Annotated in this window: 10 protein-coding genes; 6 read left to right on the forward strand and 4 right to left on the reverse strand. The window is 70.8% G+C overall.

The features are described from left to right. Positions 1-149: 149 nt before the first annotated feature. The 3 genes from NL1_RS24415 to NL1_RS24425 form a co-directional block, all read right to left on the reverse strand. On the reverse strand, positions 150-1,529 hold the full coding sequence (locus NL1_RS24415; RefSeq protein ID WP_067843744.1) for an MFS transporter: 1,380 nt from the start codon (positions 1,527-1,529) through the stop codon (positions 150-152). Between the two features lie 25 nt (positions 1,530-1,554). Continuing rightward, positions 1,555-2,385: an isocitrate lyase/PEP mutase family protein gene (locus tag NL1_RS24420; RefSeq protein WP_067843803.1), complete on the reverse strand. Its 831-nt coding sequence runs from the start codon at positions 2,383-2,385 to the stop codon at positions 1,555-1,557. A gap of 124 nt (positions 2,386-2,509) precedes the next feature. Next, on the reverse strand, positions 2,510-3,892 hold the full coding sequence (locus NL1_RS24425) for a helix-turn-helix domain-containing protein (protein ID WP_067843747.1): 1,383 nt from the start codon (positions 3,890-3,892) through the stop codon (positions 2,510-2,512). A 384-nt stretch (positions 3,893-4,276) separates the two neighbouring features. Here NL1_RS24425 and NL1_RS24430 point away from each other — a divergent pair, with 384 nt between their 5' ends. From NL1_RS24430 to NL1_RS24440, 3 genes are all read left to right on the forward strand, one after another. After that, positions 4,277-5,167 carry a hypothetical protein gene (locus tag NL1_RS24430; protein ID WP_067843750.1) on the forward strand — a complete coding sequence of 297 codons (891 nt, stop codon included), beginning with the start codon at positions 4,277-4,279 and terminating at the stop codon, positions 5,165-5,167. Between the two features lie 113 nt (positions 5,168-5,280). Next, positions 5,281-6,528 carry an adenylosuccinate synthetase gene (locus tag NL1_RS24435; RefSeq protein ID WP_067843753.1) on the forward strand — a complete coding sequence of 416 codons (1,248 nt, stop codon included), beginning with the start codon at positions 5,281-5,283 and terminating at the stop codon, positions 6,526-6,528. Positions 6,529-6,545: 17 nt separating this feature from the next. Next, entirely contained in the window at positions 6,546-7,187 is a 642-nt protein-coding gene (locus NL1_RS24440; protein WP_067843756.1) for an NUDIX hydrolase, read from the forward strand. A 169-nt stretch (positions 7,188-7,356) separates the two neighbouring features. Here the strand turns inward: NL1_RS24440 and NL1_RS24445 are convergent, their stop codons facing one another. Next, complete coding sequence (locus NL1_RS24445; RefSeq protein ID WP_067843762.1) at positions 7,357-7,689, reverse strand: YnfA family protein; 333 nt, start codon at positions 7,687-7,689, stop codon at positions 7,357-7,359. Positions 7,690-7,826: 137 nt separating this feature from the next. On the opposite strand from NL1_RS24445, the gene NL1_RS24450 reads away from it, so the two are divergent. The 3 genes from NL1_RS24450 to NL1_RS24460 all read left to right on the forward strand — a co-directional run. Further along, positions 7,827-8,738 carry an alkaline phosphatase family protein gene (locus tag NL1_RS24450; protein WP_084510913.1) on the forward strand — a complete coding sequence of 304 codons (912 nt, stop codon included), beginning with the start codon at positions 7,827-7,829 and terminating at the stop codon, positions 8,736-8,738. Between the two features lie 463 nt (positions 8,739-9,201). Further along, positions 9,202-11,643, forward strand: coding sequence for a RelA/SpoT family protein (locus NL1_RS24455; RefSeq protein WP_067843772.1), 2,442 nt, complete (start codon positions 9,202-9,204; stop codon positions 11,641-11,643). 317 nt (positions 11,644-11,960) lie between these two features. After that, a partial coding sequence (locus NL1_RS24460) for a cutinase family protein (protein ID WP_156095022.1) occupies positions 11,961-12,610 on the forward strand: 650 nt, incomplete at its 3' end.

The raw sequence follows: 12,610 nt of genomic DNA on the forward strand, positions 1-12,610 counted from the left end.
TGCGACCTGCGGGTCCCGAGGCTAACGCAGCGGGCGGTGTCGTCGCGCGGCGATGCGAGATCCTCGCGACCGCGGGGAAACCTGGCGTGAACGCGAAGCATCCGCCGATCGTGGCGGTGATCGGCGGATGCCTCGGCGGAGTCCGGAGCTCACGCCCCGGTGCTGGTTTTCGCGGCAGGCGCGGGGGCGCCGGTGTTGTGAATCGGTACCGGCGTGCTGGATTCGGCGAGCGCCGCCGGAGTGTCGGAATCCGCGGTCGACTCTTCGATATCGGTTGTCGCCGTTGATGTCTCGGCGTCGTCCGCTGGGCTCACGTCCCCGTCGTCGTCCTCGCGCATCCCGGCGTAGGCGCACCAGGCGGCGAAGAGTCCGAGCACGCCGCACAGCGGCCAGATTCCGGCGCCGAGGCGGTCCCACGCGAGGACACCCAGCGTCGGGCCCAGCGCCATGCCCAAGCCGAAGGTGGCCTGATGGGTGCCGATGTAGCGGGCCTTCACCGCGGCGGGGAAGCTGGACGGGTAGGCGAACATGGTGGGGCCGTTGATCATCACGCCGAGCACGAACACCACCGTCGCCAGCAGGATCGGCGCGGCGCCCTGCCCGGCGAAGGAGTACCCGGCGACGCCGAGTCCCATGATCGCCGTACCCACGGCGCCGACCAGCGGCGGCCGCAGATGCTTGACGTACGAGGTGATCTTCAGTTCGCACAGAATCAGCACCACCGACGCCGTGACCAGCACCGCGCTGTACAGGCCGGTGGAACGACCATCGGCGGTGATGTTCAGCGGCAGTGCGACGGTGTACTGCACGTAGATGATCGAACCGACCAGCACCGAAGCCAGGAACAGGTGGTAGCGCCGGTCGCGCAGGATCACGCCGTAGCCGGTGCGCTTGCCCGGCGCCGGCTCCGGCGCGTCCTGCACCGCGGACACGTTCGGCAGGAGCAGCAGCGCCAGCACCGCGTAGGTGAGGGCGGTCGCGGCGTCCAGCCAGAGCAGCAGGTTCCAGTCGATCAGGATCACCGCCGCGGCGACCAGCGGCGCCAGCGCCGCGCCCGCGTTGAGCGCGATGCGCATCATCGAAAAGCCCATCACCCGATGCTCTTCCGGCATCAGGTCGCCGAGCAGCAGCGCCGCGGCGGGCCGGTAGGACTGGGTGACCAGACCCGCCGCGCCCACCGCGACGAGCAGCACGGCGAACCTGCCCGGTGCGGCCAGCAGCGGGATCACCGCGAGCAGTGCGGCCGATCCGGTCATCGCGGCGATGATGGTCGATCGCGGGCCGAGCCGGTGGGTGAGCTCGCCGCCGAGCATGGTCCCGAAGACCGCCCCCGCGCTGTAGGCGGTGAGCGCGAGACCGGCTTGGCCGATGCTGAATTCGCGATGCGTCAGATAGAGCACGAGGAAGGTCTGCACGAAGGCGCCGAGCTGGTTCACCAGCACGCCGATGAGCAGATAGACGACCGGGCGCGGGGTCTGGCGCAGCGCGGCGAAGACGCCGGTGCGGGAGTCGGTTCTGATTGCGTTCATCGTGAGTCCTTGGTGCCCAGACGGCTCAGCGCAGCAGCGCTTCGACGGCGCCGAAGTCCAGCGCGCCCGCGAGCGCGCCGTAGGTGCCGGTGTCCAGGAGTTCGCGGGCGGCGGCCGCGGCCTGCCCGTAGGCGGCCTGGGCCAGCGCGGGGCCGAGGCTGATCCGGCGCACACCGGCGGCGGCCAGTTCCGGCACGCTGGGCGCGCCAGGTCCGGTCATCACGTTCACCGGAAGCGGCGACTTGCCCGCCAGATCGGTGAGCGTCGGCACGTCGAGCAGGCAGGGGACGAACAGGCTGTCCGCGCCTGCCTCGGCGTAGTCGACGGCCCGGGCCAGCACCTCGTCGAAGCGGTCCTCGGGTGCGCCGATGCCGAACAGGTACACGTCGGTGCGCGCGTTGATCACCAGTTCGGGCAGGCCCGCCTCGGCAGCCGCGGTGCGGGCGGCGCGCAGCCGATCGCGCTGCGCGGCGCGGTCGAACAGCGGTCCGCCCGGCGCGGTGGAGTCCTCCAGGTTGACCCCGACCGCACCGACGCCGATCACGGCGGCGACGGTAGCCGCGACATCCTCCGGCGCGGGGCCGTAGCCGTCCTCCACGTCGGCGGTGACCGGCACGTCCACGGCGGCGACGATGCGACCCACCTGGGCGACGACCTCGTCCCTGGTCAGCTGCTGGCCGTCGGTGCGGCCCAGCGCCCAGGCCACGGCCGCGCTGGTGGTCGCGATCACCTGGGCGCCCGCCTCCGCGATCACCGCGGCACTGATCGGGTCCCAGGCGTTGGGCAGCACGAATGTGCCTGCCGCGTGCAGGTCTCGAAACGCGTTCGCCCGGCTCTGCTGGATGTCGTCCGCCACGTCGGCTCCTCCTGAGTCGTTGATCCTGATCTGTTCGACGAACCTAACCCCGGATCCGGCCACGTCCACGCTGCTCACGACCACCGCGGACAAACGAACGTCAAAGCCGGACAACGCGAGCGGTTCAGCGTGCGAAACCGCCCTCGAAACCGATGGCCGCGCGTAGCGGGTCGGCGTCGAGCTCGTCGGCCCGGCGGCGCAGCGCGAACCGGTCGGCTTCCTGGGCGACGAGCTGGCCGAACAGCGGCGACATCACATAGCGCTCCGGTTCCGGAACCCGGTGCAGCAGACCGCCGTCGATGAGGCTGTCCATCGCGTACTCGGCCGACTCGATCGAGATGTGCAGGGAGCGCGCCAAGTCCGCGGGCGTCACCTCGTCCGCACCGCCCGCCAGCATGTGCAGCACGTGCTTGGCCAGCGGCGGACGCGACAGGTAAGCGGGCAGCACCGCGTCGGCCAGGCTCACGTCGCCGATCCGCAGCCAGTTCGACACGTTCACTCCCTCGCCGAGGCGCGCCGCGATCTCCGAAAGCCGCCGCCCGGGCTGGGCGGCGATCTTGCGGCCCGCGATGGTGAGCGCCAGCGGCAGATGTCCACAGAACTCGGCGATGCGGACCGCCGCAGCGGGCTCGGCGCCGACCCGGTCGCCGCCGATGAGCAGGCGCAGCAGATCGACCGACTCGGCCTGCGCGAGCGGGCCCAGCGTGATCCGACGCACCCCGTCCAGACCGAGCAGCCGCGAGCGGCTGGTCACCACGATCTGGCTGTTCAGCGAGCGCGCCAGCAGCGGACGGACCTGCGGTTCGTCGCGGACGTTGTCGAGCAGCACGATGACCCGCCGCTCGGCGAGCATCGAGCGGTACAGCCCGATGCGGTGCATGTCGTCGGCGGGCACCTGCTCGGGCGGCACGCCGAGCGCGCGCAGGAAACCGGCCATGACCTCGAGCGGAGCGGCTTCGTCGCCGCGGCGGACGGCCATGTCGGCGAACAGCTGCCCGTCGGGGAACTGTTCGGCGAGCCGGTGCGCGAAACGGAGCGCGAACGCGGTCTTGCCGACGCCGACCGACCCGCGCACCACCACCGGGACCCGCGAATCCGCGATGCCGGCCGTCGCCGCGCGGGTGCCGTCGAATTCCGCTACGCGGCCCACGAAATCGTGCGGGCCGATGGGAAGCTGGACGGGACGGGGCGGTCCGGCATCGGATGCCTCGTCCACCACGATCGGCAAGGGCTCGGTCGGCGCGCCGTCCCCGCGCGCCTCGCGCCAGCGACGCTCCCATTCCGCGGGGTCGCCGCCGCAGGCGCGCGCGAACGCCAGCGCCACCGGCAGCGTCGGGAGCCGATGACCGCCCGCGGCGTCCGACAGCACCGAGGGAGAGTAGAGGGCTACGCTCGCCAGCTGCCGGTAGGACGGATTGCCTGCCGCGGCTCGCAGCTTGCGCAGATCTCCCGCGAACGCGGCTACCGGGCCCGACCGGATATCGATCGGCTTCTCTCGTCTCCCCATCGGTGCTCCACTCCCTGAAATGCGTTGCGGCACACTTGCCCCTGTACCGCTGCCTGGCAGCCGACAACCTTGTCGGCTCCCCCCATGACGCGCACCGCCTTAGCGAGCACCGGCCTCGGCGGTTTTTCCCCTGATGACACCGCACTTCCGGGGAGCTCCGCACCGCGCATCCGGCGAGTCCGAATTTCCCGTTCCGCGATGGTCCATCCGGAGGGTGAACGGCCAGCGTCGCTATGGCATGCAATAGGCGACGTGCCGCCTAAGCCTGAATCGCGCTGCGTGCCTTGGGTATTAACACGCCGAGGGGCCCGGATCGGGTCAGCGCCCTTGACTGGATTTGTTTTGGTCCAATACACTAAAACTCATCACGAGAGGAGCGGCGACATGGGATACGGACACTGGGACGACACCGCCTACCGGGCGGCCAAGACCTATCGCGCCAGCCGGGGGATCGACGACTTCGGCTACACCGCCGAGATGCGCGCGCAGCCGTACACGAGCTGGCGCGCGCACCCGGCGCTCGACCCGCTGGGCGTCGGCGCGCGGGAATGCCGGGACTCCGACGAGCACGGGAACTCGCTGCCCATCGCGGTGTTGTTCGACGTGACCGGCTCGATGGGGCAGGTACCGATCATCATGCAGGACAAGCTCGGCAAGCTGCACGGATTGCTGCAGCGCAAGAAGTACGCGGAGGATCCGCAGATTTTGTTCGGCGCGGTCGGCGACGCCGACACCGATCGGGTGCCGCTGCAGATCGGGCAGTTCGAATCCGACAACCGGATGGACGAGCAGCTGCGCAACATCCTGCTGGAGGGCGGCGGTGGCGGGCAGAAATCCGAGAGCTACGAGCTGGCCGCGTACTTCATGGCCACCCACATCGTCACCGACGCGTGGGAGAAGCGGCGCAAGCGCGGGTACCTGTTCTTCATCGGCGATGAGCTGAACAAGCCGCGACTGGCCTCGCGGCACATCCGCGCGGTCATCGGCGACCACGTGCGCAGCGATATCGCGGTCGACTCGATCTATCGCGAACTCGCCGAGAAGTGGCACATGCACTACATCCTGCCGAACCAGTCCAGCTACTACGACGACCCCGCCGCGGTGTGCGAACTCATCGCGCTCACCATCGGGCTCGCGGAGGGGCGGGTCGACATCGACACGGGTCTGGCGGATCTGCGCGACGTCGGGTCGGGGACGGAAGTGGATTCGGTCGGCAAGGCGCTGGGTGCGCACGACCGCTCCGCGATGCGTGCGCTGCCGGGCGGGTCGCACTGAACGCGGGTGCGCCGCATCGTCGCGGGGTCGGTGCGGCGCGTTCGGGAATGCGCACAGGTTCTGGGAGTTCCGAGGCGGCGACTCAGCCTCGGCGCACAGGGAGGCGGAACAGGATGATCGGCTCGCATCTGATCGTCGTCGACCTCGGCTTCGGCGACGCGGGGAAGGGCGCGACGGTGGACTGGCTGTGCTCGCCGGAGGCGGGTCTGGACGTATCGGCCGTCGTCCGCTTCAACGGCGGCGCGCAGGCCGCGCACAACGTCGTCGCCGACGGGCGGCACCACACGTTCGCGCAGTTCGGGTCCGGCACGTTCTCCGGCGTACCGACCCTGCTGTCGCGGCACATGCTGGTCGAACCGATCGCCCTGGCGGGGGAGGCGCGGCGGTTGGCCATGCTCGGCGTCCGGGATCCGCTGTCGCTGTTGCGTATCGAGGGCCGGGCGCTGCTGACCACGCCGATCCACATCGCCGCCAACCGTGCCCGCGAGGACGCCCGCGGCGCGGCGCGGCACGGGTCCTGCGGGCGCGGCATCGGCGAAACCGCCTGGTACGCACTCGAACACGACGCGCCGACGGTCGCCGACTGCCGTGACCCCGCGGCCCTGCGCGCCAAGTTGCGCGCGCTGGCCGCCCACTACGCGCCGTTGATCGCGCCGCACCGCTACGAGCCGATCGACGACCTGGTCGACATGTACCGCGAGTTCGCGGCCGCGGTGCGCATCGTGGACGGCGGCTACCTCGCGCGGGCGGCCCGGCGCGGCCGCCTCGTCTTCGAGGGCGCGCAGGGCGTGCTGCTCGACGAGTGGCGCGGATTCCACCCGCACACCACCTGGTCCACCGTCGAGCCGCGCAACGCGCGCGCCATGCTCGCGGGCATCGGCCACACCGGCCGCACCCTCGGCGTCACTCGCACCTATCAGACCAGGCACGGCGCGGGCCCGCTGCCGACCGCGGACCCGGGACTCGCTATCCCGGAACCGCACAACGTCTTCGGGGAGTACCAGGGCGCGTTCCGCCTCGGCCACCTCGACGCGGTGCTGCTGCGCTACGCCGTCGCGGCGTGCGGCGGTATCGACGGACTCGTGGTGAACCACCTCGACGCGGCGGGAACCGGCCGGGCCGCAACGGGTTACCGCACGCGCGCCGGTGTCGTCCGGGAACTCCCGCTCGGGCCGTGGCGCGACCTCGACCACCAGCGCCTGCTCACGCGGCTGCTCGCCACCGCGGAGCCGATCCTCACCGAGCTCCCCGGCGACCGGCTGTCCTGGTTCGAGCGGACGCTCGGCGCGCCGGTCGTCCTCAGCGCGGACGGGCCTGCCCGCGCGCACCGAACCCCGCACCGGGCGGCGGCCGCCGCCTGAGGGCAGGATGGTTCGGCGTGGAGCAATCCGTTGTGTCGGTCGATGTGGTGACGCTCCGGTTCTGGCCCGAGGACGCCGGGGTCACGATCGGAATCGCGCCGCGCGGCCACGAACCGTTCACCGGCGAACTCGCGCTGCCGGGCGTGCTGCTCGGCCGCGGCGAGCGCCTCGTCGCGGCCGCGCGCCGCGCGGTGCACACCAAACTCGGCGTCCCCGAGGCCGCGATCGGCGCGGTCGGCCAGCTCGTCACCTTCGACGAACCGCATCGCGACCCGCGCGGCCCCACCCTGTCCATCGCCATGTGGGCGGTGGTCGGCGTGCACGAAGGCCCGGCCCGGTGGGTCCCCTTCGACCGGACACCCGCGCTGGCGTTCGACCACAACCGCATCGTCGAGGCGTCGCGCGCCGTACTGGCCCGGCTGCTCTGGAAAGACGGCGTCTTCACCCGCGCCCTGCTCGGCGCCGAATTCCCCGCCACCCGCGCCGTCGACCTCAGCACCTCCCTGCTCGGCACCCGCCCCGACCCGGCCAACCTCAACCGCACCCTCTCCGCCCTCCCCGGCCTGGAACGCACCGCCGAACGCCGCCGCACCAAGTCCACCGGCCGCCCCGCCGCCGTCTGGGCGTTCACCTCGCCGGAGCCAGATATCGCCGAATAGAACTGCGCCCGAACGGCTTACCCGCCGTAGGGTGGCGACGTGGGGGGCACGCCCGATGAAGTGCCCTGGTTCGGGCGCAGGAATGGACAGGCTCCCACGCTCGACGAGGCCGGGCTCGCCGCGCTCTGCGCGCGGCTGGCAACGCATTTCGCGGCCGCGTGAGAGGTGGTCAGGTGCGTGGGGCGTACATGATCACCGCGACGCCGATCAGGCAGATGGCCGCGCCGAGGTAGTCCCAGCGGTCGGGGCGGAACTTGTCGACGACCATGCCCCAGGCGAGCGAGCCCGCGACGAAGACGCCGCCGTAGGCGGCCAGGATGCGGCCGAAGTGCGGATCGGGCTGGAAGGTGGCCACGAATCCGTAGGCGCCGAGCGCGAGGACGCCCGCCGCGATCCAGAGCACGCCGCGGTGCTCGCGCCAGCCCTGCCACACCAGCCAGGCGCCGCCGATCTCGGCGAGCGCGGCCAAGGCGAACAGCAGCAGGGACCGGGCGACCATCATGCCGCGGAACCTACCGGTCGGGCGCCGTTCGGCGGGAGTTCAGGGAGGCGACCGGCACCGAGTCGAGCGATGAAAGCTCGATGAACAGACCGGGAAGAGGCTGGCAGGGGGAGTGGGCGAGCCGTCATCGTCACGGTATGCGGAGACGGTCGCTATTGCGCGCCACGACTCTCGTGGCGGCCTCCCTGGTCCCCGGCGCATACACCGCCACCGCCGCTCCCGCCGGCGCCAAGGTCCTCGTGATCGGCCTCGACGGCGCGATGTACAACAAGATCCGCGAGGTCCGTGCGCCGAACCTGTTGCGGCTGGTCGCGGCGGGCACCCTGTCTCAGACCTCGCTCGTGCCGCACATCAGCCTGTCCGGCCCCTCCTGGGCGACGGCCCTCACCGGCGTCTGGGACCGCAAACACGGCATCACCCACAACGACTTCGACGCCGCGCCGTTCGACCGATACCCCACGGTGTTCACCCTGCTCGAGCGCGCGGGCCGCCGCACGGCCGCCGTCGCGACCTGGTCGAAGATCGCCACCATCGCGGGCAGCGGCACGCCGCCCGCGGGCCGGATCGTCACCACCGCGCCCGTGCCGGACGACCCGGACGAGGCGAAGACCGACGCCGCCACCGCCGACGCGGCGATCGCCGCCCTCACCGGCGACGCCCCCGACTTCCTGTTCGTCCACCTCGACCAGGTGGACTTCGCAGGCCACCGGCACGGCGCGGCCTCGCGGGCCTACCTGGACGCCACCACCCGGGTGGACCGCGAGGTCGGCCGGATCGTCGCGGCGGTGGACGCGCGCGCGGGCGAACGCTGGACCGTGCTCGTCACCACCGACCACGGCCACCTCCCCAAGGGCGGCCACGGCGGCCAGACCCGCGACGAGACCGCCACCTTCGTCATCGCCCGCGGCCCCGGCTTCGACCCCGGGGTGACCGACGCCCACTACGCCCTCGTCGACATCACCCCGACCGCCCTCGATCTGCTCGGCGTCCCGATCCCGCGCGGCCTCGACGGCGGTTCGATGCGTGCGGTCCGCTTCGCGCCCCGGTGATGCGTGCGGTCCGCTTCGCGCCCCGGTGAGGGACGGTCCGCTCCGCGCCCCGGTGAGGTGCGGTCCGCTCCGCGCCCCGATGACGGTGGGTGACGGTCCGCTCCGCGCCCCGAGGATGGGGGCGGTCCGCTTCGCGCCCCGGTGAGGTGGCAGGTGACGGTCCGCTCCGCGCCCCGGTGATGGGGGCGGTCCGCTTCGCGCCTCGAGGATGGGGGCGGTCCGCTTCGCGCCCCGAGGACGGTGGCAAATTCGTTGTGCCCCGGGCGGGTTGGGTTTGGGCGATTCGGCCGGCCGGGTGCTGCGATCGGGTCGGAAAGTCCGATCGCAGCGTCCGAAACCGGACAGGTTCCGGTCTCGGCATCTGCGGATCCGACTATGCGCCGGGGTGGGGACTAAAGTTGTGGTCTGGGCGGTTGCAGCGGTCGGATAGGGTGGTCCGACCGCGGCGTGGAGAGGTGGTGGCATGACTCAGCATCTGGGCGAGGCGAATGTCGAGCAATCGGCGGCGTCTGCCCCACAGTCGAACGGTGCGGCGCCCGCCGCCGCGAACCCGTCGCCCACCCGGCCGACACCCAACGATGTACCCCAGCGGCAGTCGAGCGCGCCGCAGCGAGAGACGCCCCAGCGACAGCCGGGCACCGCCGCCGTCCCCACCTCCGCCTCGCGGCGAGTGCGTGCGCGGCTGGCCCGCCGGATGACCGGTCAGCGCGGCATCGCCGCCGTCAAGCCGGTGCTCGAACCCCTCGCGACGGTGCACCGCGAGCTGTACCCGAAGGCGAACCTCACCCTGCTGCAGCGGGCCTTCGACGTCGCCGACGAACGCCACGCGCACCAGTTCCGCAAGTCGGGCGACCCGTACATCACCCACCCGCTGGCCGTCGCCAACATCCTGGCCGAACTCGGCATGGATACCACGACGCTGGTCGCGGCCCTGCTGCACGACACCGTCGAGGACACCGGCTACTCGCTGGAGCAGCTGACCGCCGATTTCGGCGCCGAGGTCGCGCACCTGGTGGACGGCGTCACCAAACTGGACAAGGTCAACCTCGGCGCGGCCGCCGAGGCCGAGACGATCCGCAAGATGATCATCGCCATGGCACGCGACCCGCGCGTGCTGGTGATCAAGGTGGCCGACCGCCTGCACAACATGCGCACCATGCGTTTCCTGCCGCCGGAGAAGCAGGCGAAGAAGGCCAAGGAAACGCTCGAGGTCATCGCGCCGCTGGCCCACCGCCTCGGCATGGCCACGGTGAAGTGGGAGCTGGAGGACCTCGCCTTCGCGATCCTGCATCCCAAGAAGTACGACGAGATCGTGCGCCTGGTCGCCGACCGCGCGCCCTCGCGCGACACCTATCTGGCGAAGGTGCGCGCGGAGATCGTCAACACCCTCGCCGCCTCGCGCATCAACGCGATCGTCGAGGGCAGACCCAAGCACTACTGGTCGATCTACCAGAAGATGATCGTCAAGGGTAAGGACTTCGACGACATCCACGACCTGGTCGGCATCCGCATCCTGTGCGACGAGGTCCGTGACTGCTACGCGGCGGTCGGCGTGGTGCACTCGCTGTGGCAGCCGATGGCGGGCCGGTTCAAGGACTACATCGCCCAGCCGCGCTACGGCGTCTACCAGTCGCTGCACACCACCGTGGTCGGCCCGGACGGCAAGCCGCTGGAGGTGCAGATCCGCACCCAGGACATGCATCGCACCGCGGAATTCGGCATCGCCGCGCACTGGCGCTACAAGGAGACCCGCGGCAAGCACTCCGGTGACGCCGCCGAGGTCGACGACATGGCGTGGATGCGTCAGCTGCTCGACTGGCAGCGCGAGGCCGCCGATCCCGCGGAGTTCCTGGAGTCGCTGCGCTTCGACCTGAAGTCGCCCGAGATCTTCGTGTTCACCCCGAAGGGCGATGTGATCACGCTGCCGCAGAAGTCGACCCCGGTCGATTTCGCGTACGCGGTGCACACCGAGGTCGGGCACCGCTGCATCGGCGCGCGCGTCAACGGGCGGCTCGTCGCGCTGGAGCGTCAGCTCGAAAACGGTGAAGTGGTCGAGGTTTTCACCTCCAAGGCGCAGAACGCCGGACCGAGCAGGGACTGGCAGAACTTCGTCGTCTCCCCGCGCGCCAAGGCCAAGATCCGGCAGTGGTTCGCCAAGGAACGCCGCGAGGAGGCCCTGGAAAGCGGCAAGGAGCAGATCTCCAAGGAGGTCCGTCGCGTCGGGCTGCCGCTGCAGCGGCTGATGAGCGTGGACGCGATGACCGCGGTCGCGCACGAACTGCACTACACCGACATCTCCACCCTCTACACCGCGGTCGGTGAGCACCAGGTCTCCGCGCACCATGTCGTGCAGCGGCTGATGGCCCAGCTCGGCGGCATCGGCGATGTGGAGAACGAGCTCGCCGAGCGCTCGACGCCGTCCACCACGCCGAGCCGCCAGCGCGTCACCGGCGACGCGGGCGTGCTGATTCCCGGCGCGCCGGGCACCGTGGCCAAGCTGGCCAAGTGCTGCACCCCGGTGCCGGGCGACGAGATCATGGGCTTCGTGACCCGCGGCGGCGCGGTGAGCGTGCACCGGACCGACTGCACCAACGCCGGTTCGCTGCGCGAGCAGGCCGAGCGGATCATCGACGTGGAGTGGGCGCCCTCGCCCTCCTCGGTCTTCCTGGTCGCCATCCAGATCGAGGCGCTGGACCGCACCCGGTTGCTGTCGGATGTCACGAAGGTGCTCGCGGACGAGAAGGTCAACATCCTGTCCGCCTCGGTGGCCACGCACGGTGACCGGGTGGCGATCAGCAAGTTCACCTTCGAGATGGGCGATCCGAAGCACTTGGGCCACTTGCTGAACGTGGTCCGCAACGTGGAGGGCGTCTACGACGTCTACCGCGTGACCTCGGCTGCCTGATCGATTCGTTCGCCGTGCCGGCGAATCGCCTTGCCGCCCAGACGGTTTGCTGACGACCTCGAAACGTTCGCCGTGCGGCGGGGCGGTTCCCTCGCCCTTGCCGAGCCCAATTGTCGCCCGCCGGTAACGGTCTCGCGGGGGCCGTCGGAAACTTATCGTGCGAAGTTCCGTGCCACGCCGATGCTAGTGGGGTATGCTTCGGCGTTTTGCGAAAAGTTTTCGCTGGTGCCGCAGTAATAGCCGGAATCTGTTACGGTCTATTGCGTTTCATGGCGTTGAGGGTAACTGCGGCAACACGGGATTGATTGCGGATCGCTATGACTGATTACACGGCAAGACTCTCGGGGCTGGTGGTCGCTACCACCGTTGCCGTCGCCGCCGCGACGGCAAGCCCTGCGCTTGCCGATCCGTCGAATTCCGCAGCACCCTCGACCGATCTGGCCATCGACGACTGTCCCGCGCTGTACGCGTTGGGCGTTCAGGGCACGGGGGAGTCCTCCCCGGACGCCGCGCCCACCACCGACACCGGCATGCTCTCGACGGTCTTTCTTCCGTTGCTGGCCAAGGCTCCTCAGTCCGGTCTGGTCGATCGTGCTTACGTGCCATACGAATCCGGCTTCGGCGGCTTCGTCAACGGTGGACCTGCCCCCTATGTGGAGTCGGTGCAAGGCGGCTTGACGCGACTGCGGGACATGGCTGCCCAGGTGGCCCAGCGGTGCGCCGACACGCGACTCGCGATCGTCGGCTATTCCCAGGGCGCGCATGTCGCCTCGGTTTTCGCCCAGGAGGTCGGACAGGGTCGCGGGGTGGTGCCCGCCGACCGCGTCGCGGCCGTCGCGCTGTTCGCCGATCCGACCCGCAACCCGGGTGCGCCGTTGTTCCCCGGTTCGCCGGGCAAGCAGACGCCGGATCCCGCACCGGGCACGGCGGGCGCCGAGGTCGCAGCCGTTGCCGCGCTGCCGCAGGC

This window comes from Nocardia lijiangensis NBRC 108240, assembly GCF_001613045.1.
GTDB lineage: Bacteria > Actinomycetota > Actinomycetes > Mycobacteriales > Mycobacteriaceae > Nocardia > Nocardia lijiangensis.

Excerpts from the sequence above, each read along its gene's own strand:
- NL1_RS24415 (WP_067843744.1), bottom strand. The coding sequence starts at position 1,529 with ATGAACGCAATCAGAACCGACTCCCGCACCGGCGTCTTCGCCGCGCTG.
- NL1_RS24425 (WP_067843747.1), bottom strand. The coding sequence starts at position 3,892 with ATGGGGAGACGAGAGAAGCCGATCGATATCCGGTCGGGCCCGGTAGCC.
- NL1_RS24430 (WP_067843750.1), top strand. The coding sequence starts at position 4,277 with ATGGGATACGGACACTGGGACGACACCGCCTACCGGGCGGCCAAGACC.
- NL1_RS24435 (WP_067843753.1), top strand. The coding sequence starts at position 5,281 with ATGATCGGCTCGCATCTGATCGTCGTCGACCTCGGCTTCGGCGACGCG.
- NL1_RS24445 (WP_067843762.1), bottom strand. The coding sequence starts at position 7,689 with ATGATGGTCGCCCGGTCCCTGCTGCTGTTCGCCTTGGCCGCGCTCGCC.
- NL1_RS24450 (WP_084510913.1), top strand. The coding sequence starts at position 7,827 with ATGCGGAGACGGTCGCTATTGCGCGCCACGACTCTCGTGGCGGCCTCC.
- NL1_RS24455 (WP_067843772.1), top strand. The coding sequence starts at position 9,202 with ATGACTCAGCATCTGGGCGAGGCGAATGTCGAGCAATCGGCGGCGTCT.